We start from the raw sequence: 23009 nt of genomic DNA, 5'->3' as shown, positions 1-23009 counted from the left end.
GGGATAATCGCTTCATGGCTGCAACATCCCGGGGGACGTCCCCCGTGCCCCCGGACGTACGTCCGCGGCTGACCGTGCTCTCCGGCCCCTCCGGGGTCGGCAAGAGCACGGTCGTCGCTCATATGCGCAAGGCCCACCCCGAGGTATGGCTCTCGGTGTCGGCCACCACTCGCCGGCCACGGCCGGGCGAGCAGCACGGAGTGCACTACTTCTTCGCGGACAACGACGAGTTCGACAAGCTCGTCGCCAACGGTGAGCTGCTGGAGTGGGCCGAGTTCGCGGGCAACCGCTACGGCACCCCGCGCAAGGCGGTGCTCGACCGGCTCGAGGCGGGTGAGCCCGTGCTGCTGGAGATTGATCTGCAGGGTGCCCGGCTGGTCCGCCAGTCGATGCCCGAGGCGCAGCTCGTCTTCCTGGCTCCTCCGAGCTGGGACGAGCTGGTCCGCCGGCTCACCGGGCGGGGCACCGAGTCGCCCGAGGTGATCGAGCGCCGGCTGGCCGCGGCCAAGATCGAACTGGCTGCCGAATCCGAGTTCGACACCACCCTTGTCAATACCTCCGTCGAGGATGTAGCACGCGAGCTGCTAGCCTTGATGAGAGTTGTATGATCCACTTCCATTCTTTTCCACAAGCAAGTAGGGGTAGGTAGAGAATGTCCTCTTCCATCACCACGCCCGAGGGCATCATCAACCCGCCGATCGACGAGCTGCTCGAGGCCACGGACTCGAAGTACAGCCTGGTGATCTACGCGGCCAAGCGCGCGCGCCAGATCAACGCGTACTACTCCCAGCTCGGTGAAGGCCTGCTGGAGTACGTCGGCCCGCTGGTGGACACCCACGTCCACGAGAAGCCGCTGTCGATCGCGCTGCGCGAGATCAACGCGGGACTGCTGACCGCCGAGGCCATCGAGTCCGCCGGCTAGCAGCAACCGAATCCTTGTCACGACGGGCCCGGCAGCACCGCTGCCGGGCCCGTGGTGTGTGATGGACGCAAGAAGAATTCGCATCTCGGCGGGAGAGACGATGGGCCAGCCACAGGTCGTCCTGGGGGTGAGCGGCGGTATCGCCGCCTACAAGGCGTGCGAGCTGCTGCGGCGGCTCACCGAGTCCGGGCACGGCGTCCGCGTGGTCCCCACCGAGTCGGCGCTGCACTTCGTCGGCGAGGCCACCTGGTCGGCGCTGTCCGGCAACCCGGTGTCGACCGGGGTGTGGGACGGCGTCCACGAGGTCCCGCACGTCAGGATCGGCCAGCACGCCGACCTCGTGGTGGTCGCCCCGGCCACCGCCGACCTGCTCGCCAAGGCCGCGCACGGCCTCGCCGACGACCTGCTCACCAATACCCTGCTCACCGCGCGGTGTCCGGTGGTCTTCGCGCCCGCCATGCACACCGAGATGTGGGAGCACCCCGCCACGCAGGAGAACGTCGCCACCCTGCGCCGCCGAGGCGCCATCGTGATCGAGCCCGCCGTCGGGCGGCTGACCGGCGTGGACACCGGCAAGGGCCGGCTGCCCGACCCCGCCGAGATCTTCGAGGTCTGCCGCCGGGTGCTCGCCCGCGGCCCGCAGGGCCTCGCGGCGGACCTCGCCGGGCGCCACGTGGTGATCAGCGCCGGCGGGACCCGCGAGCCGCTGGACCCGGTCCGCTACCTGGGCAACCGCTCCTCCGGCAAGCAGGGGTACGCCCTCGCCCGCACGGCGGTCGCCCGCGGCGCCCGCGTCACCCTGGTGGCCGCCAACGCCGACCTCGCCGACCCGGCCGGTGCCGACGTGGTGCGGGTCGGCACGGCCGAGCAACTGCGCGAGGCGGTGCTGAAGGCGGCGGCGGACGCCGATGTGGTCGTCATGGCGGCGGCCGTGGCGGACTTCCGACCGGCGCACTACGCCGAGGGGAAGATCAAGAAGAAGGACGACCAGGAGCAGCCGCCGCTGGAGCTCGTCCGCAACCCCGATGTCCTGGCCGAACTCGCAACACAACGTTCACATCGCGGGCAGCTCGTCGTCGGCTTCGCCGCGGAGACCGACGACGTACTGGCGAACGGCCGGGCCAAACTGCTCCGCAAGGGCTGTGACCTGCTGGTTGTCAACGAGGTCGGAGATCACAAGGCGTTCGGATCCGAGGAGAACGAGGCCGTGGTGCTCGGTGCCGACGGCAGCGAGACCCCGGTACCGTACGGTCCGAAGGAAGCCCTCGCCGACCAGGTGTGGGACCTCGCGGTCGTCCGGTTGACGTGAATGCGTTCTTCCGGGTGTACCAAAACCGGACCTGTGCGACATTTCGCCCCTCGATCGCGAGGAATCGTCATACTGACGCCAGTCGTGTCGCAGGTCACGGCTTATCCAACTACCGAGATGGCTTGTCCGTCCGGCCGAAGCGACCGATAAACTAGCCAGGGAACGCCGGGCGCAGCCCCGCGCGTCCCACCCCATGATCAGCCAGCAGCCGCTGCAACCCCAGGGAGCAATGTGTCCCGCCGCCTGTTTACCTCGGAGTCCGTCACCGAGGGACATCCTGACAAGATCGCTGACCAGATCAGCGACACGATCCTCGACGCCCTCCTCAAGGAGGACCCGACCTCCAGGGTCGCGGTCGAGACGCTGATCACCACCGGCCAGGTGCACGTCGCCGGCGAGGTCACCACCAAGGGTTACGCGGACATCGCGACCCTGGTGCGCAACAAGATCCTCGACATCGGGTACGACTCGTCGAAGAAGGGCTTCGACGGTGCCTCGTGCGGCGTCTCGGTGTCCATCGGTGCACAGTCGCCCGACATCGCCCAGGGTGTGGACACCGCGTACGAGCAGCGGGTCGAGGGTGACGAGGACGAGCTCGACAAGCAGGGCGCCGGCGACCAGGGCCTGATGTTCGGCTACGCCTGCGACGAGACCCCCGAGCTGATGCCGCTGCCGATCCACCTGGCACACCGGCTCGCGCGCCGCCTCTCCGAGGTCCGCAAGAACGGGACCATCCCGTACCTGCGTCCGGACGGCAAGACCCAGGTCACCATCGAGTACGACGGCGACAAGGCCGTCCGCCTCGACACCGTGGTCGTCTCCTCGCAGCACGCCTCGGACATCGACCTGGAGTCGCTGCTCGCGCCGGACATCCGCGAGTTCGTCGTCGAGCACGAGCTCAAGGCGCTCCTCGAGGACGGCATCAAGCTGGAGACCGAGGGCTACCGCCTGCTGGTCAACCCGACCGGGCGCTTCGAGATCGGCGGCCCGATGGGCGACGCCGGCCTCACCGGCCGCAAGATCATCATCGACACCTACGGCGGCATGGCCCGCCACGGCGGCGGCGCCTTCTCGGGCAAGGACCCGTCCAAGGTCGACCGCTCCGCCGCGTACGCCATGCGCTGGGTCGCCAAGAACGTCGTGGCCGCGGGCCTCGCCTCGCGCTGCGAGGTCCAGGTCGCCTACGCGATCGGCAAGGCCGAGCCGGTGGGTCTGTTCGTCGAGACCTTCGGCACCGCGTCCGTGGACGTCGAGAAGATCGAGCAGGCCATCGCGTCGGTCTTCGACCTCCGCCCGGCCGCGATCATCCGCGACCTGGACCTGCTGCGCCCGATCTACTCCCAGACCGCCGCGTACGGCCACTTCGGCCGCCCGCTGCCGGACTTCACCTGGGAGCGCACCGACCGCGTCGAGGCGCTGCGCACCGCCGCCGGTCTGTAGGACCCGCCACCGCACCACGCGCACGGCCCCGGACCCTCGTGGTCCGGGGCCGTCGCGTTGTCCGGGCTGTCCGAGCCGTCTGGTAGGACTGGGGCTGTGAGCAGCGAGGACGAGCGGACGAATCCACCGGCGGGGGAGCAGCTGGCGCTCATCCGCGAGTCCGTGCGCAAGGCGAAGGAGCCGAAGGCCCGACGCGGCACCTGGCGCGGGGCGGACCTCGCCGAGGGGCTGCCCGTCGCCCGCGTCCTGGTCGACAAGGGCGTGCTGCACCTCGACAAGTACTTCGACTACGCGGTGCCCGCCGCGATGGACGCCGACGCGCAGCCCGGGGTCCGGGTGCGGGTCCGGTTCGGTGCCGGGGCGCACAACGTCGTCAGCGGCCGCCGCGAGGGCGGCGGGCTGATCGACGGGTTCGTCGTCGCCCGGCTCACCGAGTCCGACTACGCGGGGCCGCTCGCCGCCATCGCCCAGGTGGTGTCGCCCGAGCCGGTGCTCGGCCCGGCCCTGCTCCGGCTCTGCCGCGCGGTCGCCGACCGGTACGCGGGATCCCTCGCCGACGTCATCCAGCTCGCCGTGCCCGCCCGGCACGGGCGGGTGGAGAAGAAACCGTCCCCGCAGTCGCCGGCCACCCCCGCCCCGCCGGAGCCCGGCACCTGGTCGCGCTACCCGACCGGCCCCGCGCTGCTGCGCGCGCTGGGCCGCGGCGACTCCCCGCGCGCGGTGTGGACCGCGCTCCCCGGTCCGCACTGGCCCGCCGAGCTGGCGGCGGCGGTCGCCGCCACCCTCGCCTCCGGCCGCGGCGCGCTCGCCGTGCTGCCCGACGGACGGGCCGCCGCCCGGGTCGACGCGGCGCTCACCGCGCTGCTCGGCGAGGGCCACCACGTCCTGCTCACCGCCGATTCCGGCCCCGAGGCGCGGTACCGGCGCTGGCTGGCGGTCAGCCGGGGCGCCGTCCGGGCGGTCGTCGGCACCCGGGCCGCCATGTTCGCCCCGGTGCAGGACCTCGGGCTGGTCGCGCTGTGGGACGACGGCGACTCCAGCCACGCCGAGCCGCACGCGCCGATGCCGCACGCCCGTGACGTGCTGCTGCTGCGGGCCACGGAGGAGCGGGCCGCGTTCCTGCTGGGCGGCCACATCCGCACGGTCGAGGGCGCCCAGCTCGTCGAGACCCAGTGGGCGCTGCCGGTGGACGCCGCCCGTGAGGCGGTCCGGGCGGCGGCGCCGCTCGTCCGCACCATCGGCGACGGCGACCAGGCGCGGGACGGGGCGGCCCGCGCCGCCCGGCTGCCGAGCCTCGCCTGGCAGGTGGCCCGTGAAGCCCTGCTGCACGGGCCCGTCCTCGTCCAGGTCCCGCGCCGCGGCTATGTGCCGCGGCTGGCCTGCGAACGCTGCCGGGAGCCCGCCCGCTGCGGGAAGTGCGCGGGACCGCTGGAGCTGGCGGACGGAAACAGCGCGCCGCAGTGCGGATGGTGCGGCCGCCCCGAGGCGGCGTGGCACTGCCAGGAGTGCGGCGGATTCCGGCTGCGCGCCCAGGTGGTGGGCGCCCGGCGTACCGCGGACGAACTCGGCCGGGCGTTCCCGAAGGTCCCGGTCCGCACCTCCGGGCGGGACGGCATCCTCGGGGCCGTCACCGGTACACCGGCCCTGGTGATCTCCACCCCGGGCGCGGAACCGGTCGCTGAGGGCGGCTACGCGGCCGCGCTGCTGCTGGACGGCTGGGCGCTGCTCAACCGGCCGGACCTGCGCGCCGGCGAGGAGACGCTGCGCCGCTGGACGGGCGCGGCCGCCCTGGTCAGACCGGCGACCGAGGGCGGCACGGTGCTGGTGCTGGCCGAGCCCACGCTGCGGCCGGTCCAGGCGCTGGTGCGCTGGGACCCGGCCGGGCACGCGGCCCGCGAACTGGCCGAGCGGGCCGAGTTGGGCTTCCCGCCGGTCTCGCGGATGGCCTCGGTGACCGGCAGCCCGGCGGCGGTGGCCGGACTGATCGAGCTGGCGCGGCTGCCCGAGGGGGCCGCCGTCCTGGGGCCGGTCCCGGTGCCGGCCGACCGGCCGGGCGGGCCGCGCCGGGCCGGCGACCCCCCGCAGGGGGAGCACTGGGAGCGGATGCTGATCAGGGTCCCGCCGGGCAGCGGGGCGGCACTGGCCGCCGCTCTCAAGGCGGCGCAGGTGGCCCGCACCGCGCTCAAGCAGACCGACCAGGTCCTGGTGCGCATCGACCCGCTGGACATCGGCTGACGTGACCGCCCCCGGGACCGGCTCCCGGCCGGACGCCGGTCCGGGACAGGGCGCCGCCCCGGCGTCCGACCTGTCGGCGTGGCGGGCGGCGGGGCGGCTGGTGACGTGGTGCGGGGGGCCGGTGTGCCGGGGTCAGCCGTTGCGCGGCCCGGGCAGCGCGCCGGGGAAGGCGTCCTCCCGGGCGTTCACCGGCACCAGCCCCGGTACGTGTCCCGGCATCTGCTGCGGCAGCTGCCCGGACAACGGGGCGGACATCGGGCCCGACACGGGTGCGGACCTCGGCCCGGACAGGGGCGCGGGCAAGTGGTCCGGCATCGAGCGCGCCGCCGGCACACCGGCCATCGGGGGAGCGGACGCCGCGGCGCGCACCCCCGCGGTGTCCGGGCGCGAGGACTCGTCCTCCGTACCGTTGACGGCATGGCGGCGCGCACCGTACCGCCGGTGCACCGCCTGCTTCGTCACCCCGAGGGCGGAGCCCACCGCGTCCCAGGAGAACCCCAGCGAACGGTCGAACTCCACCGCCGCCGTCACCAGGGTCTCCACGCTGTCGCGGAGCTCCTGGGCGAGTCGCACGGTGGGAGCGGGGGCGCGTCCGTAGACGACGAACCCGGCGGCGGGACCGCTGCGCCGCGGTCGGTACACATTGCCCAGCTGGGCGGTCAGGGTCCTTAGCGCGTCCACCTGTCGGCGGACCCTCTCGATGTCCCGCACCAGTAGGTGCAGGCTCGCCCGGGCCTGGGCGTCATGGGTTGCGTGGTCGGGCATCAACAAGCCTCTCCTACCGGCGTTGCTAGGGATCGGGCCGTGTCCGTGGTGCGTGGCCCCATTTCGGTCAATCTCGTTTGACCAACGCTCCAGCGGGCCATCGAGTCACGCCTCAGAGGGCGTGCTGATGTTTCCGGGGGCTCGTACGACCGCGTGCACCCCCGAACGGGTCGGCCTCTAGAATCGGACTGGCCCCCGGCTGCCGCCGGGAAGCGCCCCCGGGCCGCCGCCGCCCGGGGTGCCCCTGTCCGTCCGATCACGGGAGCCCGCCAGCCGTGTCCGTCACGCCCATCCGCCTCTTCGGCGACCCGGTGCTGCGCATGACGGCGCAGCCCGTCACCACCTTCGACAAGGAACTCCGCACCCTTGTCCAGGATCTGACCGAGACCATGCAGGCGGCGCCGGGCGCCGGTCTCGCGGCCCCGCAACTGGGCGTCTCGCTGCGGGTCTTCACGTACTTCATCGACGGCGAACTGGGGCACCTGGTCAACCCGGACCTCACGCTGAGCGAAGAGGAGCAGGACGGCCCCGAGGGCTGCCTGTCGCTCCCCGGGCTGAGCTACGACTGCGTCCGCGCCTACGGGGTCGTCGCCAAGGGCTTCAACATGTACGGCGATCCCGTCACCATCGAGGGCACCCAGCTGCTCGCGCGCTGCATCCAGCACGAGACCGACCACCTCGACGGCATCATCTTCATCGACCGCCTCGACACCGAGCAGCGCAAGGCCGCCATGAAGGCGATCCGGGAGGCGGAGTGGGCGGACCTGGGCGTGCCGCAGGTGAAGGTCTCCCCGCACAGTACGTTCGGCGGCGCGCAGTGAGCCCCACCCCCCCCGAACCGCCGTCCACGGCCGTCCCCCCTGCCAACGAGAGGCACAGAACCCACGATGAGGCTCGTCTTCGCAGGCACCCCCGAGGTCGCCGTCCCCGCCCTGGAGGCGCTGCTGGCGTCCGACCGGCACGAGGTCGTCGCCGTCGTCACCCGGCCCGACGCGACCGCGGGCCGCGGCCGCAAGCTGGTCTCCAGCCCGGTCGCGCAGCGGGCCGAGGAGGCGGGCATCGAGGTGCTCAAGCCCGTGAAGCCGCGGGACGAGGAGTTCCTCGCCCGGCTCCGGGACATCGCCCCGGACTGCTGCCCGGTGGTCGCGTACGGGGCGCTGCTGCCCAAGGTCGCGCTCGAGGTTCCCGTGCACGGCTGGGTCAACCTGCACTTCTCGCTGCTCCCCGCCTGGCGCGGCGCGGCCCCCGTGCAGCACGCGGTGATGGCCGGTGACGAGGTCACCGGCGCCTCGACGTTCCTCATCGAGCAGGGGCTGGACTCCGGCCCGGTCTACGGCGTCGTCACCGAGGACGTCCGGCCCACCGACACCAGCGGCGACCTGCTCACCCGGCTCGCGCACAGCGGCGCCGGGCTGCTCACCGCGACCATGGACGGCATCGCGGACGGCCGCCTGGTGCCCCGCACCCAGCCCACCGAGGGCATCACCGTCGCCCCCAAGATCACCGTCGAGGACGCGGCGGTGGACTGGACCGCGCCGGCGCTGCGCGTCGACCGGCTCATCCGCGGCTGCACCCCGGCGCCCGGCGCCTGGACGCTGCTCGACGGCGAACGGTTCAAGCTCGGCCCGGTGACCCTGCTGCCCGGCCGCGAGGACCTCGCGGAACTGGCCCCCGGCGAGCTCTCCGTCGCCAAGAACGCGGTGTACGCGGGCACCGGCAGCCACGCCGTGGAACTCGGCGAGGTGCAGCAGCAGGGCAAGAAGCTGATGCGTGCCGCCGACTGGGCGCGCGGCGTCCGGCTCGCCTCGGGCACCCGGCTGGGTTCCTAGGCCGTGTCTGACACATACCGGCGTCCGCCCGGAGGGCGGGCCAGGCAGGATGTGTCAGACACGGCCTAGGAGCGTCCGCGCAGGCCGGCCCCGACCGCCCGGGTGGGTGGTCGCGGGGCCGGCGGCCGTACGCTTTGTTCACGCCCTGTGCGCGGGAGAGGGCCTTCCCGCCGCGCGGGTGCGGCACTTTCTTCCGACCGAGTCCGGAGCACATTGATCGTGAACGACCAGCCGCGCAGCCGACCGCAGGGCACCTCGCAGGGGAAGTCCCAGGGCAGGCCGAAGGGCAAGCCCTACCGCAGGCCCCAGCGGGATCCCGTCCGCATCCTCGCCTTCGAGGCGCTGCGGGCGGTCGACGAGCGCGACGCGTACGCCAACCTGGTGCTGCCCTCGCTGCTGCGCAATGCCGAGGCGGAAGCGGCCAAGAAGGGCGGCGAGTTCGACCGCCGCGACGCCGCCCTCGCCACCGAACTGGTCTACGGCACCCTGCGCCGCCAGGGCACCTACGACGCCGTGATCGCCGCCTGCGTGGACCGGCCGCTGCGCGAGGTCGACCCGCCGGTGCTGGACGTGCTCGCGCTCGGCGCGCACCAGCTGCTCGGCACCCGCATCCCGCCGCACGCGGCCGTCTCCGCCACCGTCGAGCTGGCTCGCTGCGTGCTCGGCGACGGCCGGGCCCGCTTCGTCAACGCCGTGCTCCGCAAGATCGCCGCGCAGGACCTCGACGCGTGGGTCGCCCAGGTCGCCCCGCCGTACGACGACGACCCCGAGGCGCACCTCGCCGTCGTCCACTCGCACCCGCGCTGGATCGTCTCCGCGCTGTGGGACGCGCTCGGCGGCGGCCGGGCCGGTATCGAGGACCTGCTGGAGGCCGACAACGAACGGCCCGAGGTGACGCTGGTGGCGCGTCCGGGCCGTTCCACGGCCGAGGAGGTGGCCGCCTCGCTCCCGCTGGAGGCGACCGAGCCCGGCCGCTGGTCCCCGTACGCCGTCCGGCTCGCCGAGGGCGGCGACCCGGGTGCCGTGGACGCCGTCCGTGAGGGCCGGGCCGGGGTGCAGGACGAGGGCAGCCAGCTGGTCGCCGCCGCGGTGGCGGCAGCTCCGCTGGACGGCAGGGACGCGCGCTGGCTGGACGGCTGCGCCGGCCCCGGCGGCAAGGCCGCCCTGCTCGCCGCGCTCGCCGCGCAGCGCGGCGCCCTGCTCGTCGCGTCGGAGAAGCAACCGCACCGGGCCCGGCTGGTGGAGCGCACGCTGGCCGGCAACCCCGGCCCGTACCAGGTGATCGTCGCGGACGGCACCCGTCCCGCGTGGGCCGAGGGCTCCTTCGACCGGGTGCTCGTCGACGTGCCCTGCACCGGCCTGGGCGCGCTCCGCCGCCGCCCCGAGGCGCGCTGGCGCCGCAAGGCCGAGGACGTCGCGGGCTTCGCGACGCTCCAGCGCGGACTGCTCACCGAGGCGCTGCGCGCCGTCCGGGTCGGCGGCGTCGTCGGCTACGCCACCTGCTCGCCGCACCCGGCGGAGACCCGCGCCGTCGTCGAGGACGTCCTGCGCGGCCGCGGGGAGGCCGAGCCGCTGACCGCCGAGTGGATCGACGCCCGCCCGCTGATGCCCGGGGTCCATGCCGTCGGCGACGGCCCGGACGTCCAGCTCTGGCCGCACCTGCACGGCACCGACGCCATGTACCTGGCCCTGTTGCGCCGCACCGGCTGAGCCGCCGAGGGGGATGTCCGGCCGGACATCCCCCTCGGCGCGACCGGCCTCAGTCCACCGAGGAGCCGGTCCGGGCGCCGATGAGGGCGGTGCCGGCCGCCGGACCGCCCTGGGCGGGCAGCCGCGACCCCGGGACGAGTTCCGCACCGTGCACCGGTTCGGCCGTGGCATCCCACCGCCCGGTGGTCCGCAGGAAGCCGAGGACCACCGAGAACATCGCCAGGATCAGAAGCGGCCCGAACACCCACGGGTGTTCGGCCAGCGTCACCGGCAGCCAGCGGTACGCCGCCAGGAGCGCGAGGAAGACCGCCGTGCCGTAGCCGACCAGCTGGACCCCCGCCCGCTCCCAGCCGCGGTCGTGCGCGCGCAGCCCGGCCTCGATGGTGTAGGCGAACACGACGCCGGCGACGAGGTCAGCGCCGTAGTGGTAGCCGAATCCCAGCGTCGCGCCGAGGGTGGCGATCAGCCAGAACGTGCCCGCGTGCCGCAGACTCCGCGGGCCCTTGCGGGAGTGGATGAAGATCGAGGTGGCCCACGCCGTGTGCAGGCTGGGCATGCAGTTGCGCGGGGTGATCCCGTCGAACGGGACCGGGTGCGGGATGCCGATCGGCACGGGGGTGTTGGGCCACAGGTCGGCCACCTCCCAGTGGGCGCCCTCGGTGCCGTAGGCGAAGACCGGTCCCACCACCGGGAAGAGCATGTAAACGGCGGGCCCGAGCAGGCCGATGAGCAGGAAGGTGCGCACCAGGTGGTGGCGCGGGAAGCGGCGCTCGGCCGCCACGTTGCGCAGCTGGTACAGCGCGACCAGGACCGCGGCCACCGGCAGCTGGATGTAGACGGCTTCGAGGACGAAGTGGCCGACCGATCCGGTGGCCTCGACCGCCCGGCCCACCAGCCACGACGGGTTGCCCAGCGCGTGATCGGCGGTCGCCACGTACGGGTCGAGCACCGTCGGGCGGGTCTTCGACGTGATGAGCAGCCAGATGTCGCCGGTCTTGCGACCGGTCACCAGCAGCAGGCCCAGCCCGACGCCCTTCAGCAGCAGGACGCGTTCCCGGCCGGTGCGGCGCGTGACGGCGATAACCCCATAGGCCAGCAGCACCCACAGAGCGCCGTTGCCGAACATCATCTTGGCGTCGAAGGCCCATCGCACCAGGAAGAAGACGACGTCGATGCCGAGCGCGATCCCGGTCGCGATGAGGCGTTCCCGCCAGGTGGTGAGCACCAGCATCATCAAGGCCATGCCGGCGTAGAGCAGGGGCCCCGACTTGGGTGCGAAGAGCACCTCGCGCAGCTGGTTGGTGATCGGCCCCCGCAGGCCGTAGTGGCGCGCGGTGATCTCCAGGGTGACGAGGAATCCGAGGGCCACCACACTCACCGCGGTCCACAGCATCGCCCGTGGTCGGCGCCACGCGGTGATCACAGCTCTGAAGTTATGTCGTGAGAACACTTGCGATGCTATGAAAGTCAATTGTCTGGCCGATGTGTTAGATGTTTGTCAAACAACTCACCCTTCGTGCTGGTCAGCAGCGTTTCCGTGAAGGACGGACGATCAGGGCCATCGTCGTGAGCCCGATCATGCTATCGGAGGGGTGCCGGCGGATCGGGTCTCAAGGGTGTTGCGAAAGTCCCGCCTGGTCCGCGACGCCTGGCACGCACGCCTGCTGCGTTGTCGGGCTCGTCCAGGTACGTCCAGTACGAGGACGACCCTCCGCCTTGCAGTCGCACGCAGCAGACGCCGCGGACCCCGCCCTCACGGGCGAACGGCGCTCCTTTCAGAGCACTAGGACCGCTTGGCCAGATCGTCCTTCTGGTGCGCGGCGGCTTGCGGTGGCGTTCCCGGGGCGTCGAGCTTGCTGGGCCACCAGATGTGGTGGCCCAGGTCCAGGGTGATCGCCGAGACCAGGATCGACCGGACGACGAACGTGTCGAGCAGCACACCGAAGGCGACCGCGAACCCGATCTCGGCGAAGCCGACGAGCGGGAGGGTGCCCAGGGCGGCGAACGTGCCGGCCAGCACCAGGCCCGCGGACGTGATGACGCCGCCGGTCGCGGCGAGGCCGGTCAGGGTGCCGGTACGGGTACCGGAGTGGGTGGTCTCCTCCCGGATCCTGGTCATCAGGAAGATGTTGTAGTCGATGCCCAGCGCCACCAGGAACACGAAGACGAAGAGCGGGAACGCGGTGTCCTCGCCCTCGAACCCGAACAGGTGGTGGAAGGCGAACGTGCTCACCCCGAGCGCGGCCGCGAAGGAGAGCACGACGGTCGCGATGAGGACCAGCGGGGCGGCCAGTGACCGCAGCAGCAGCCCGAGGATCAGCAGCACGACGGCGAGGATCATCGGGATCAGGAGCTTGTTGTCGTGCGAGGTCGCGCGGTTGGCGTCCTGGATGACCGCCGTGCCGCCGCCGACCTTGGCGTCGGCGCCCGGCACCGCGTGCATCGTGTCACGCGCCCGGTCGACCGTCTGCTTCGCCTGTGTGCTGTCCGCCGCCGAGGCCAGCGTGGCCTCCAGGTAGACCCGGCCGTTCTTCTCGGCGGGGACGCCCGGCGGGGTGGTGACGGAGCCCGGCGCGACACCCTGGACCGAGCCGAGGGCGGTGCGCACCCGGTCCGCGGCCCCGGCCTTCGCGACGACCACGAGCGGCTGCCCGGCGCCCGCCGGGAAGTAGCGGCCCGCGACCTCCTGGCCCACCACCGAGTCGGGAGTGCCGGTGAAGCCCTGGGCGGTCGTCAGGCCGTTCGCCTTCAGGCCGATCAGGCCGAGCGAGAGCACGCCGAGCACCACCGCGGTGGTCACCCAGACCGCGCGCGGCCGCGTGGCGATGCGCCCGCCCAGCCGCGCCCACACCCCGCTGCGGGTCGGCTCCTCGGATCCCACGTGCGGCACGGCGGGCCAGAACACCCAGCGGCCGACGATGACGAGCAGCGCCGGGAAGAGCGTGATCATCGCGAGCAGGGCGACGGCCACCCCGATGGCCGCGACCGGTCCGAGGCCGGAGGTCGAGTTCATCTCGGCGGCCGTCAGGCACAGCATGCTCACCGCGACCGTCGAGGCACTGGCGAGTACGGCGGGCCCGGCCCGGTGCAGGGCGAGGGCCATCGCCTCGTGCCGGTCCTCGTGGCGGCGCAGTTCCTCGCGGTAGCGGGCCACGAGCAGCAGCGCGTAGTCCGTGCCGGCGCCGAAGACGAGGACGGTGAGGATGCCCGCGCTCTGCGCGTTGACCACCAGGCCGGCGTGCTTGGAGAGCAGGTAGATCACCGCCTGGGCGGTGAACAGCGCGCCCACGACGGAGATGATCGGCAGGAAGAGCAGGCTCACGCTGCGGTAGGTGAGCAGCAGGATCACCACGACCACCGCGAGCGCGGCGAACAGCAGCGTGCCGTCGAGTCCCGCGAACGCGTCGGCGGAGTCGGCGGCGTAACCGCCCGGCCCGGTGATGTGCACGTCGAGGCCGGCGGTGTTCGCCTCGGCGGTGGCCCGGATGTCCTTCACCGCGTCGGCCAGGCCGTTCCAGCCGCCCGCGTCCACGCTGATCGGGACGATGATCTGGGCCGCGCGCGGGGTGCCGGACTTCTCCAGCACGGGTCCGACGGTGCGGGCGCCCAGGATCCCGTGCCCCGTCAAGGCCTTGAGGGACGCCGCGTCCCGGGTGACCTTGGCGCGGTCGGTCTCGGTGAGACCGCCGGGCCGGGCGTACACGACGACGGCGGGAGCGGTGTCGGGAAGGAAGTCCTTCTGCAGGTTGAGGACCTGGGTGGACTCCGCGTTGCCGGGAAGCCACGTCGACGAATCGTTCTTCTGCTGGTCCGTCAGCTTCTGCGCCAGTGGCGAGACCACCACCAACAGCACGAGCCACAGGACGAGCACGACCCACTTGCTGCGCCGGCCGCACACCAGGTGCGCCCACCGTCCGGTTCCGCCCACGAGTCTCCCCGTTCCCCGTTGCGTACAGTGCCGGTGGCCCTCCCGAACCCTTGCGGGAAGGGCGTTCCGTGATCCAGCATGGCACCGGTGTTCGAGATCGTTCCGCTATTTTACGGAACGGGCGCGTTCCTTGCGCGGGCAGTGGTCAGGGGCTTCCCCGCATCTGGTTTGCTGGGCATATGAGCGTGCAGATCAGCCCCAGTATCCTTTCCGCCGATTTCGCCCGGCTCGCCGACGAGGCGAAGGCCGTGGAGGGCGCCGACTGGCTCCATGTCGACGTCATGGACAACCACTTCGTGCCCAACCTGACGCTCGGTGTGCCGATCGTGGAGTCGCTCAGCAGGGCGTCGGACATCCCGCTCGACTGCCATCTGATGATCGAGAACCCGGACCGCTGGGCCCCGGCCTACGTGGAGGCGGGCGCCGGTTCCGTCACCTTCCACGTCGAGGCGGCTGCCGCGCCGGTGCGGCTGGCGCGCGAGATCCGGGCGAAGGGCGCGCGGGCGTCGATGGCGCTGCGGCCCGCGACGCCGATCGAGCCGTACGAGGACCTGCTGCCCGAGCTCGACATGGTGCTGATCATGACGGTCGAGCCCGGTTTCGGCGGCCAGGCGTTCCTCGACATCATGCTGCCCAAGATCCGGCGTACCCGACAGCTGATCGACAAGCACGGCCTCGGGCTGTGGCTGCAGATCGACGGCGGGGTCTCGGAGCGGACCATCGAGCGGTGCGCCGAGGCGGGCGCGGACGTCTTCGTCGCGGGTTCGGCGGTCTACGGTGCGGACGACCCGGCGGCGGCGGTGCGGGGGCTGCGTGAGCTGGCCTCGGCGGCCTGTACCCACTGACGATCGGGCTACGCGTCCGTAACACCGCGCCATCTGCGAGGATGAGCGCGGAGCCGATCAGATGGGCAACTGGGGAGAGCAACGTGACCACAGGCCGCACACAGGTGCGCATGGGCCCCGGCGAGATGGTCCAGGCCGCAGCGATGGCGCGCCGTTTCTACCTCGAGGGCAAGTCCAAGATCCAGATCGCCGAGGAGTTCGGCGTGAGCCGCTTCAAGGTGGCGCGGGTGCTGGAGACCGCCCTCGAACGTGACCTGGTCCGGATCGAGATCCGGGTCCCGGCCGAGCTGGACGCCGAGCGCTCCGACGCGCTGCGCGCCCGCTACGGCCTGCGGCACGCGGTCGTCGTCGAGACGCCGCCCGAGCAGTCCGACGCGCCCGACCCGGAGAACCTGGGCAAGGTCGCCGCCGACCTGCTCGGCGAACTGGTCACCGAGGGCGACGTGCTCGGCCTGGCCTGGGGCCGCTCCATCATCACCATGGCCAACGCCCTGGACCGGCTGCCGCCGTGCACCGTCGTCCAGCTCACCGGTGTGTACGACGTGGGCACCGCCGAGCGCGGCTCCGTCGAGGCGGTGCGGACCGCCGCCGCGGTCTCCGGCGGCGAGGCGCACCCGCTGTACGCGCCGATGGTGCTCCCCGACCCGGCGACGGCCGCCACGCTGCGCGCCCAGAGCGGGATCGCCGCCGCGATGGGGTACTTCGACAAGGTCACCGTCGCGGTGGTCTCCATCGGCTCCTGGGCGGCCGGCATCTCCACCGTCCATGACGCGCTGACCGACGCCGAGCGCGAGCACTACGCGGGGCTCGGCGTCGCCGCCGAGATGTCCTCGCACCTGTTCGACGCCGCGGGCCGCCGGGTCGGCCGCGACCTGGGTGAACGCTGCATCACCATCGAGGCCGACCGGCTCCGCCGGATCCCCGAGGTGCTGGCCATCGCGGGCGGGCTGCGCAAGGCCGCCGCGATCGACGCCGTGCTGCGCTCCGGGCTGGTCACCAGCCTCGTGACGGACACCGCCGCCGCCGACCACCTGCTGCACGCGACCGGCGCCGCCCCGCGCCCCGCCCTGGACCGCGCGGACCCCGACGGGTCGTGAGCGGCACGGCCCGCCGGGGAGCGGTGTCTCAGCGGGGAGCGGGAGCTCAGCGGGTGAACCAGGGGTTTCCGCCGAGGGACCAGACCGAGACCTTGGTGACGCCGAGGCCGGTGAGGACCTGGAGCTTGCGGTCCAGCGCCGTCTGGTCGACGTAGTCGTAGAGCTTGCCGCCCGAGGTCCAACGGATCTCGCCGGAGCCGCCGTCGCGGCGCTGCTCGATGGTGGACGCGTTGCCCGACCAGCCCGGCTTGCCGCGCATCACGCTGAACGGGATGTTGCCCTCGATGGCCGAGGTGTCGCAGGACGCGGGGGCGCTGTAGCCGTACGAGGGCAGCCCGATGACCAGCCGGTCGCGGTTCGGGACCTTGCTCTGGGCGTACTGCACCACCTGCCTGAGCCAGGCGTACGGGGCGATGGCCTTGCACTTCCCGCCCGGGTCCGAGTCGTACTCCTCGTCGTAGGCCATGATCGCCAGCTCGTCGACGCCCGTCGCGGCCACGGCCGCGTAGTCGTAGTAGGGCGCGTCCTCGGTCATCGCCGGCGCGTCGACCTGCAGCCGCTTGCCGGCGGCGTGCAGCGACGTGGCGAGCTGGGTGAGGAAGGTGCGGTAGTTCGCGAAGTCGCCGGTGGACCAGGACCAGTAGTCCTCCATGTCGACGTCGACACCGGTCAGGCCGGCGTTGACCGCCAGCGACGTGAGCTGCTGGACGGCCTGCCCGCGCCGGGCCGAACTGCCCACCAGGGCACGGACGGTGGCGGTGTCCATGCCCGACACGGTCGGGTACTGGTACGTCGAGTGCGCCTTCAGATCGGCCACGTTCGCGGCGCTGTAGGCATTGCACAGGCCCTGCGCCGTGGTCTCCAGGAGGAGCGTGCCGTTGGGCTGGACCGCCCAGTACTCGGGCTTGAGCGCCCCGGTCTTCAACCGGTTGTCGGCGTACTCGGCCTGCCCGGCGCACTGCGGCTCACCGGCGGAGCCGGGGTACAGCCAGCCCTGCAGCTGCACCCCCGGCGCGGCGGCGGGGGCGGCGGCCCGCGCGGGGGCGGCGTGGGCCGGAGCGGGTGTGCCGGCCGGGGGAGAACCCAGGGCGGATCCCGCGGTGAAGGCCGCGAACATACAGGCGGCGGCCGCCGCGGCGGCGGTGAGGAGTCGGCGATTGCGCATGGTGCTGGCCTCCGGGGAGTTTGCCAGAAATCGTGACCAGTGGGGATGGCGCTGGGGTGATGGTGGACCAGAAAGCGCTAAGTGGTCAAGAAGTGGTCAGTTTCTTAGCGCGAAGCAGCCAGTGGTCCTAAACTGTCGGCACGAGGCGGCCCCCCATGGGCCCACCCCCGGCTACCGCTGGGGGTGCCCCCACGCTGGAGCGGCGTACCCGATGACTGCCGGACTGAGAAAACGCGACCTGATCCGCGAGCACCTGATCGCGCTGATCGAGGCCCGCGCGGTGGGGCAGGCCATCCCGGCCGAGCGCCGGCTCTGCGTCGAGTTGGAGACGTCCCGGCCGACGCTGCGGGCCGTGGTGGACGAGCTGGTCAGGGACGGCTGGCTGGTCCGCGAGCACGGGCGCGGCGTGTTCGTCGGGGCACCGAAGATCTCCCAGCGGATCGTGACGGCGCCGGGCGCCGACCAGTCCGGCTACCCCGCGGCTCCGGGCACGTGGACCAGCCGCGTCCTCGACCACTCGGTGATTCCGGCCGGCATGGGCATCGGCAGCCGGCTGCGCGTCGAGCCCGCCACCCCCGTGCTGCGGGTCGCCCGGCAGCGACTGGTCGACGCCGAGCCGATGGCGCTCGAAACCATCCACGTGCTCGGCGAACTGGTGCCGGGCGCCACCGCCGAGGACGTGGAGGGCGGCTCTTTCTACTCCCTGCTGCGTGAGCGCTACGGCATCGAGCCGTCCGCCGCCGAGCAGGTCCACGAGGCGCTGTCCGCCGACCCCGTGCAGGCGTCGCTGCTCGGCATCAGCCCGGGGGCGGCGGTGCTGTCCAGCGAGCGCGTCACCCGCGACCAGCACGGCCGGCTCTTCGAGTACACCCACGCCGTCTACCGCGGCGACCGCTACCGGCTCGTCTCCCAGCTGGCCCTCGGCGGGCCGCCGGACGCTGCGAGCCCCCGGGTCACGCCGACCGTCTGACCGCGCGCCACCGTGCTCGGGTCGGGGCCGTGTGGCAGCATCGGCCGCATGCTGCTGCGGTCCGCCACGCGCGCGGCCGCCGCCGCGCTCCTACTGTGCCTCGCCGTGCTCCTCACCGGCTGTTCCCCGCACTCCGGGACGTCGGACGGGGGGACCACGACGCGCCCCCCGGCGTCCTCGGGCGCCACCTCCGGGCCCTCCGCCGCCGTCCCGCGCTGGGCCGCCGGGCGGGCCACGGTCGGCGCCGGCCGGCTGCCCGTCGAGGCGCGGAACACCCTGGGGCTGATCGACCGGGGCGGCCCGTACCCGTACGCCAAGGACGGTGCGGTGTTCGGCAACTTCGAGAAGCAGTTGCCGCGCCAGAAGTCCGGGTACTACCACGAGTACACCGTCACGACCCCGGGCTCGCGGGACCGGGGCGCCCGCCGGATCATCACCGGCGCGGGCGGCGAGTTCTACTACACCGACGACCACTACGAGAGCTTCAAGGCGGTGCTTCGGTGACGGCCACCGTGCTCGACCTCGCCGGTGTCACCACCCGGCCCGAGTTCATGGACCGCTGCGCCCGGTCGCTGTCGCTGCCGGAGTACTTCGGCCGCAACTGGGACGCCCTCGCGGACTGCCTCACCGACCTGTCCTGGTGCCCGGCGACGGCCCCCCGCCGGCTGCGGGTCACCGGCTGGCAGGAGTACGCAGCCGCCTCGCCCCGTGAATGGCTCATCGTCACGCAGATCCTCCGGGACGCCTCCGACTTCTGGCAGCACACCGACACCCCCCTGCACGTGAGCGTGGAGGAAGCCACAAACGGGAAGTAGACGTGCTGGTGGAAGGCACAGAACGGGGGCCGCCGGTTCGCCAGAACTCGGTCGCGTCGGCGATGATGGCGTAGGAGCCGCAGCCTGGACGGTGCTGGTTCGGTGCTGACTCCCCACCCGCCCCAGTCGTAGAACCGCAGGTGAGAGAGCCAGTATGAGATTCCTCAATGACGTGAAGCCCCCTTACGACCTGACGTATGACGACGTCTTCATGGTCCCCGGCCGCTCCGCGGTCGGGTCCCGGCAGGCGGTGGACCTCGCGTCCCCCGACGGCACCGGCACCACCATCCCGCTGGTCGTCGCGAACATGACCGCCATCGCCGGCCGCCGGATGGCCGAGACGGTCGCGCGCCGTGGCGGCCTCGTCGTCATCCCCCAGGACATCCCGATCGACGTGGTCGCCGACGTCGTCGCGTACGTCAAGAGCTGCCACCTGGTGCTCGACACCCCGATCACGCTGGCCCCCTCCCAGACCGTCGCGGACGCGCTGTCGCTGCTCCCCAAGCGGGCGCACGGTGCCGGTGTCGTCGTCGAGGACGGCCGCCCGGTCGGCGTCGTCACCGACCACGACCTCACGGGTGTCGACCGCTTCACCCAGCTCTCCGAGGTGATGACGCGCGACCTGCTGCTCGTGGACGCCGACATCGACCCGCGCGAGGCCTTCAACCGCCTCGACGCCGCCAACCGCAAGCTGGCCCCGGCCGTGGACGCGGACGGCCGGCTGGTCGGCATCCTGACCCGCAAGGCCGCACTGCGCGCCACTCTCTACACCCCCGCCACCGACGCGAACGGCAAGCTGCGCATCGCCGCGGCCGTCGGCATCAACGGCGATGTCGCCGTCAAGGCCAAGCAGCTGCTCGACGCGGGCGTGGACACGCTGGTCGTCGACACCGCGCACGGCCACCAGGAGTCGATGCTCGCCGCGGTCAGGGCCGTACGCGCGCTGGACCCGCAGGTGCCGATCGTGGCGGGCAACGTCGTCGCCGCCGAGGGCGTGCGCGACCTCATCGAGGCCGGCGCGGACATCATCAAGGTCGGGGTGGGCCCCGGCGCGATGTGCACCACCCGCATGATGACCGGCGTGGGCCGCCCGCAGTTCTCCGCGGTCCTGGAGTGCGCCGCCGAGGCGAAGAAGCACGGCAAGCACGTATGGGCCGACGGCGGCGTCCGGCACCCGCGCGATGTCGCGATGGCGCTGGCCGCGGGCGCGTCCAACGTCATGGTCGGCTCCTGGTTCGCCGGCACGTACGAGTCCCCGGGCGACCTGCAGCAGAGCGCCGACGGGCGGCCGTACAAGGAGAGCTTCGGCATGGCCTCGGCCCGCGCGGTGCGCAACCGCACGAGCGAGGAGTCCGCGTACGACCGGGCCCGCAAGGGGCTCTTCGAGGAGGGCATCTCCACCTCGCGGATGTTCCTCGACCCGACACGCCCCGGTGTCGAGGACCTGATCGACTCGATCATCGCGGGGGTGCGCAGCTCGTGCACCTACGCGGGCGCGGGTTCGCTCGCCGAGTTCGAGGAGAAGGCCATCGTCGGCATTCAGAGCGCCGCCGGTTACGCCGAGGGCAAGGCCCTGCACGCCAGCTGGAGCTGACGGCACCCAGCACACGGCAGCGCCGGACCGGGACGAACCGGTCCGGCGCTGCCGCGTTCCGGGCCCCCACAAACCGGACAACGCAACGACCCGCCGCCCCGGGGGCAATGATTCGGCGCGGTACGCCCGTTTCGCGCAACGATCATCCGCGGATGCGCAATGGACCCGCATTACGGGCACTCGTCATACCTCGTAAGGTCATGCCCTGTACGTGGAGCGGTGGCGACCCCCAGCTCGGCGGTTCCCACCGGCAGTGCGCCGCAGCGCGCACTCCCGTACGGTGCCGCCGCGACCTCGCCGCCCTTCGAGCCGGCACGACCAAGGAGCTCCCGCAGTGGCACGATCTGGCGCAGCGCCGTCCACCCCCCACCCGACCCGGGCGGACTCCGCCCCGGGCGGACCCCCCGCCGGCGGTGGCTTCGGCAGCAGGCTGATGCGGCGCAAGCCCGTCGACCGGCTCGTCGCCGAGGGCGGCCACGGCGACGGCGGTGAGCTCAAACGCTCACTGGGCATGTGGCAGCTGACGATGATCAGCATCGGGGCGACGCTGGGCACCGGCATCTTCGTGGTGCTCGGTACCGCCGTCCCCAAGGCGGGCCCCGCCGTCACCATCGCCTTCGTGATCGCCGGACTCACCGCGCTCTTCTCGGCGCTGTCCTACGCGGAGCTGGCGGGCACCATCCCGGTCTCCGGCTCCTCGTACTCCTACACCTACGCCACGATGGGCGAGTTCATCGCCTGGCTCTGCGGGTGGTGCCTGATCCTCGAGTACGGGGTGTCGGTGGCCGCCGTCGCCGTCGGCTGGGGGCAGTACCTCAACGAGTTCCTGGACGGCACCGTCGGGGTCACCATCCCCGCGGAGTTCGCCAACCCGTTCGGCGACAACGGCGGCATCGTCAACCTGCCCGCCCTGGTGCTCGTCCTGCTCTGCATGGTCCTCCTGCTCCGCGGCGCCCGCGAGAGCGCCCGGCTCAACACCGTCATGGTCGTCATCAAGATCGCCGCACTGGTGCTGTTCTGCGGGGTCGCGTTCACCGGTATCAAGGCGGGCAACTTCACCCCCCTCATGCCGATGGGCATCTCGGGGGTCAGCGCCGCCAGCGCCAGCCTCTTCTTCTCGTACATCGGGTTCGACGCCGCCTCCACCGCGGGTGAGGAGGCGAAGAACCCCAAGCGCGACCTGCCGCGGGCGATCATCCTGTCGCTGCTCATCGTCACCGCGCTCTACGTCCTGGTGGCGCTGGTCGCCGTCGGCGCCATGCCGTGGCAGCAGTTCGGCGACACCGACGCCGCCCTGGCGCACATCCTGAAGGAAGTCACCGGCCAGAGCTTCTGGGCCGTGCTGCTCGCCGCGGGCGCCGTCATCGCCATCGCCAGCGTCGTGCTGACCGTCCTGTACGGCCAGACCCGCATCCTGTTCTCGATGTCCCGCGACGGCCTGGTGCCCAGGATCTTCTCCCGGGTCGACGCCCGATCGGGTGTCCCGCGCGCGAACACCGTGATCGTCTCGCTGTTCTGCGGCGTCCTGGCCGCGCTGGTCCCGCTCCACGAACTGGCCGACGCCACCAGCATCGGCACCCTGTTCGCCTTCGCGCTGGTCAACGTCGCGGTGATCATCCTGCGGCGGACCCGGCCGGACATGCCCCGCACCTTCCGCGTCTGGCTCTCCCCGGTCACCCCGGCCATCGGCTTCCTGCTGTGCGGCTACCTGATGACCAGCCTGAACGCGACCACCTGGACGTACTTCGGATGCTGGATGGCCGCCGGTCTCGTGCTGTACTTCGGGTACGGCATGCGCCGCTCCCAGCTCGCCCGAGAAGAAGTGTGAACCACCCGCTGTGCGCCTGAATGATCTCGACGAACGCATCGTCCACGCCCTTGCCGAGGACGCCCGGCGCTCCTACGCCGACATCGGCACCCAGGTCGGGCTCTCCGCCCCCGCCGTCAAACGACGGGTGGACCGGCTGCTGGCCTCCGGCGCCATCACCGGGTTCACGGTGCGGGTGGACCCGGCGGCGCTCGGCTGGGAGACCGAGGCGTTCATCGAGATCTACTGCCGGCGCAACACCGGCCCCGGCGACATCCTGCGCGGCCTCGCCCGCTACTCCGAGGTCGCGACCGTCTCGACCGTCACCGGCGAGGCGGACGCCCTCGTGCAGGTCTTCGCCTCCGACGTCCGGCACTTCGAGCGGGTGCTGGAGCGGATCGCGGGGGAGCCGTTCGTGGAGCGGACCAAGTCGGTCCTGGTGCTGTCGCCGCTGCTGCGGCGCTACACGTCGGGCTCGCCGGCCTAGGGACTTCTCCACACGGCCTGGCCCTTTCGGGGATGCGCAACGAATCGCCGCCGGGGAGCTTCGAGACGCAACAGATCGCTGGTCGGTGCGC

The 23009-nt window shown here is 72.4% G+C and carries 20 protein-coding genes; 16 read left to right on the top strand and 4 right to left on the bottom strand.

Features of this window, described 5'->3' with window-relative positions:
• Positions 1-14: 14 nt before the first annotated feature.
• From gmk to M2266_RS06505, 5 genes are all read left to right on the top strand, one after another.
• Complete coding sequence (gene gmk / locus M2266_RS06525) at positions 15-608, top strand: guanylate kinase (RefSeq protein ID WP_277437287.1); 594 nt, start codon at positions 15-17, stop codon at positions 606-608.
• Between the two features lie 44 nt (positions 609-652).
• Positions 653-922, top strand: a complete 270-nt coding sequence (rpoZ, locus tag M2266_RS06520) for a DNA-directed RNA polymerase subunit omega (RefSeq protein ID WP_269269550.1) — start codon at positions 653-655, stop codon at positions 920-922.
• Positions 923-1022: 100 nt separating this feature from the next.
• Positions 1023-2231 carry a bifunctional phosphopantothenoylcysteine decarboxylase/phosphopantothenate--cysteine ligase CoaBC gene (gene coaBC / locus M2266_RS06515; protein ID WP_277437286.1) on the top strand — a complete coding sequence of 403 codons (1209 nt, stop codon included), beginning with the start codon at positions 1023-1025 and terminating at the stop codon, positions 2229-2231.
• Between the two features lie 231 nt (positions 2232-2462).
• Positions 2463-3671 carry a methionine adenosyltransferase gene (metK, locus tag M2266_RS06510; protein ID WP_277437285.1) on the top strand — a complete coding sequence of 403 codons (1209 nt, stop codon included), beginning with the start codon at positions 2463-2465 and terminating at the stop codon, positions 3669-3671.
• A 96-nt stretch (positions 3672-3767) separates the two neighbouring features.
• Entirely contained in the window at positions 3768-5906 is a 2139-nt protein-coding gene (locus M2266_RS06505; protein WP_277437284.1) for a primosomal protein N', read from the top strand.
• 132 nt (positions 5907-6038) lie between these two features.
• Here M2266_RS06505 and M2266_RS06500 read toward each other — a convergent pair whose 3' ends face one another.
• Positions 6039-6671 carry a hypothetical protein gene (locus tag M2266_RS06500; RefSeq protein ID WP_277437283.1) on the bottom strand — a complete coding sequence of 211 codons (633 nt, stop codon included), beginning with the start codon at positions 6669-6671 and terminating at the stop codon, positions 6039-6041.
• A gap of 275 nt (positions 6672-6946) precedes the next feature.
• Here M2266_RS06500 and def point away from each other — a divergent pair, with 275 nt between their 5' ends.
• From def to M2266_RS06485, 3 genes are all read left to right on the top strand, one after another.
• On the top strand, positions 6947-7492 hold the full coding sequence (gene def, locus M2266_RS06495) for a peptide deformylase (protein ID WP_277437282.1): 546 nt from the start codon (positions 6947-6949) through the stop codon (positions 7490-7492).
• Positions 7493-7558: 66 nt separating this feature from the next.
• Complete coding sequence (gene fmt, locus M2266_RS06490; RefSeq protein ID WP_277437281.1) at positions 7559-8500, top strand: methionyl-tRNA formyltransferase; 942 nt, start codon at positions 7559-7561, stop codon at positions 8498-8500.
• Positions 8501-8824: 324 nt separating this feature from the next.
• Positions 8825-10210: a transcription antitermination factor NusB gene (locus tag M2266_RS06485; protein ID WP_277441090.1), complete on the top strand. Its 1386-nt coding sequence runs from the start codon at positions 8825-8827 to the stop codon at positions 10208-10210.
• Between the two features lie 49 nt (positions 10211-10259).
• On the opposite strand, the gene M2266_RS06480 is transcribed toward M2266_RS06485, so the two are convergent.
• A complete protein-coding gene (locus M2266_RS06480) occupies positions 10260-11603 on the bottom strand; it encodes a phosphatase PAP2 family protein (protein WP_277441089.1) in 1344 nt (447 codons plus the stop codon).
• Positions 11604-11993: 390 nt separating this feature from the next.
• On the bottom strand, positions 11994-14138 hold the full coding sequence (locus tag M2266_RS06475) for an MMPL family transporter (RefSeq protein ID WP_277437280.1): 2145 nt from the start codon (positions 14136-14138) through the stop codon (positions 11994-11996).
• Positions 14139-14317: 179 nt separating this feature from the next.
• On the opposite strand from M2266_RS06475, the gene rpe reads away from it, so the two are divergent.
• Together rpe and M2266_RS06465 are read left to right on the top strand one after the other, a co-directional pair.
• Positions 14318-14983, top strand: coding sequence for a ribulose-phosphate 3-epimerase (rpe, locus tag M2266_RS06470; protein ID WP_277437279.1), 666 nt, complete (start codon positions 14318-14320; stop codon positions 14981-14983).
• Between the two features lie 110 nt (positions 14984-15093).
• On the top strand, positions 15094-16080 hold the full coding sequence (locus M2266_RS06465; protein ID WP_277441088.1) for a sugar-binding domain-containing protein: 987 nt from the start codon (positions 15094-15096) through the stop codon (positions 16078-16080).
• A 46-nt stretch (positions 16081-16126) separates the two neighbouring features.
• On the opposite strand, the gene M2266_RS06460 is transcribed toward M2266_RS06465, so the two are convergent.
• A complete protein-coding gene (locus M2266_RS06460; protein ID WP_277437278.1) occupies positions 16127-17245 on the bottom strand; it encodes a glycosyl hydrolase family 18 protein in 1119 nt (372 codons plus the stop codon).
• Positions 17246-17456: 211 nt separating this feature from the next.
• Between M2266_RS06460 and M2266_RS06455 the strand changes: the two genes are divergently transcribed.
• From M2266_RS06455 to M2266_RS06430, 6 genes are all read left to right on the top strand, one after another.
• Positions 17457-18215, top strand: coding sequence for a GntR family transcriptional regulator (locus tag M2266_RS06455; protein ID WP_277437277.1), 759 nt, complete (start codon positions 17457-17459; stop codon positions 18213-18215).
• Positions 18216-18263: 48 nt separating this feature from the next.
• Entirely contained in the window at positions 18264-18719 is a 456-nt protein-coding gene (locus M2266_RS06450) for a ribonuclease domain-containing protein (RefSeq protein ID WP_277437276.1), read from the top strand.
• Complete coding sequence (locus M2266_RS06445; protein ID WP_277437275.1) at positions 18716-19030, top strand: barstar family protein; 315 nt, start codon at positions 18716-18718, stop codon at positions 19028-19030. Before M2266_RS06450 ends, M2266_RS06445 begins: the two co-directional genes overlap by 4 nt.
• A gap of 154 nt (positions 19031-19184) precedes the next feature.
• Entirely contained in the window at positions 19185-20624 is a 1440-nt protein-coding gene (locus M2266_RS06440; protein ID WP_277437274.1) for a GuaB1 family IMP dehydrogenase-related protein, read from the top strand.
• Positions 20625-20958: 334 nt separating this feature from the next.
• Entirely contained in the window at positions 20959-22452 is a 1494-nt protein-coding gene (locus tag M2266_RS06435; RefSeq protein ID WP_277437273.1) for an amino acid permease, read from the top strand.
• Between the two features lie 10 nt (positions 22453-22462).
• The gene (locus tag M2266_RS06430) at positions 22463-22918 is read left to right on the top strand and encodes an Lrp/AsnC family transcriptional regulator (RefSeq protein ID WP_277437272.1); all 456 of its coding nucleotides are present in this window, start codon (positions 22463-22465) and stop codon (positions 22916-22918) included.
• Positions 22919-23009: the final 91 nt, after the last annotated feature.

This window comes from Streptomyces sp. SPB162 (assembly GCF_029504575.1).
Lineage (GTDB): Bacteria > Actinomycetota > Actinomycetes > Streptomycetales > Streptomycetaceae > Actinacidiphila.
This window is presented reverse-complemented; position numbering and strand designations above follow the sequence as displayed.